The 1,106-nt window shown below is 36.7% G+C and carries 2 protein-coding genes; both read left to right on the plus strand.

From position 1 onward, the window contains the following. Positions 1-185 precede the first annotated feature (185 nt). Entirely contained in the window at positions 186-473 is a 288-nt protein-coding gene (locus PL8927_RS27715) for a type II toxin-antitoxin system TacA family antitoxin (RefSeq protein WP_083627108.1), read from the plus strand. Beyond that, the gene (locus PL8927_RS27720; protein ID WP_083627109.1) at positions 473-991 is read left to right on the plus strand and encodes a GNAT family protein; all 519 of its coding nucleotides are present in this window, start codon (positions 473-475) and stop codon (positions 989-991) included. Before PL8927_RS27715 ends, PL8927_RS27720 begins: the two co-directional genes overlap by 1 nt. Positions 992-1,106: the final 115 nt, after the last annotated feature.

A 1,106-nucleotide genomic window follows, 5' to 3' on the forward strand; every position in this document is an offset into this window, starting at 1 on the left:
AACATATTCTGATGGAATTGAGGTAAAATAAAATGGTATAATTATTATTGTTTTGGTGCGTGCGCTGCGCTTACACACCCTACGGGTTAAATGGGAATCAGGTAGAGATTTTATTCTTGAAATACGGCAAGTTGCTGGATATAATCAGAATAAATCATACTTAGGAAATGCGGGTTTAATTGATTATGGCGACTAACACTAATCAAAAATCAATGGCGAGATTAGAAGCTCGTCTGAGTCCAGAAATTAAAGCTCTGTTACAGAAAGCCGCCGATTTAGAGGGACGCACTCTGACTGATTTTGTTGTCACAAGTCTTCAAGCGGAAGCTTACCGAGTCATCGAGAAACACCAAACCCTGAAATTGAGTATTGAGGATAGTGAAGCGTTTGTCGATGCAGTTATCCATTCTCCTCAACCTAATCATGCACTTCAAGCCGCAGCGCTACGATATAAACAGGAAATTGATATCTAATGGTTCTCAAAATTGAACCCCTCAACACTCGTCAGCATATTCGCTCCGGTTTCTGTTGTGGGAAAGATAGTTTAGATAACTATATTCGTAAACAAGCATCTCAGGATCTCAAAAGGCGAGTCTCAACTGTGTTTGTTTTAATTGATAATCCTGAACTTAATGTTTTAGCTTATTATACCCTTTGTTCCTATACTGTTGATATTACAGTTTTGGATCAGACTTTTGCAAAACATTTACCTCGTTATCCATTATTACCCGCAACACTATTAGGTCGTCTCGCGGTTGACGCTAAACAAAAGGGTAAGCGCTTGGGTGAATTAATGCTAGTAGATGCGCTGAAAAAGTCGCTGAATGTTTCTATACAAGTTGCTTCTATTGCTGTAATAGCAGAGGCTTTGGATGAAGAAGCTTTGAATTTTTATATCAAATATGGCTTTCAACAATTCCAACAAAATCCTATGAAACTCTATTTACCCATGAAATCTATTGAAGAACTTTGTCAAAATTTTGGGATTTAGACTCTAATTTATTGATTTTGGTATCTTTAATTATTTATTGTAACATATTCTGATGGAATTGAGGTAAAATAAAATGGTATAATTATTATTGTTTTGGTGCGTGCGCTGCGCTTAC

It is taken from the genome of Planktothrix serta PCC 8927 (genome assembly GCF_900010725.2).
GTDB classification, from domain to species: Bacteria; Cyanobacteriota; Cyanobacteriia; order Cyanobacteriales; family Microcoleaceae; genus Planktothrix; species Planktothrix serta.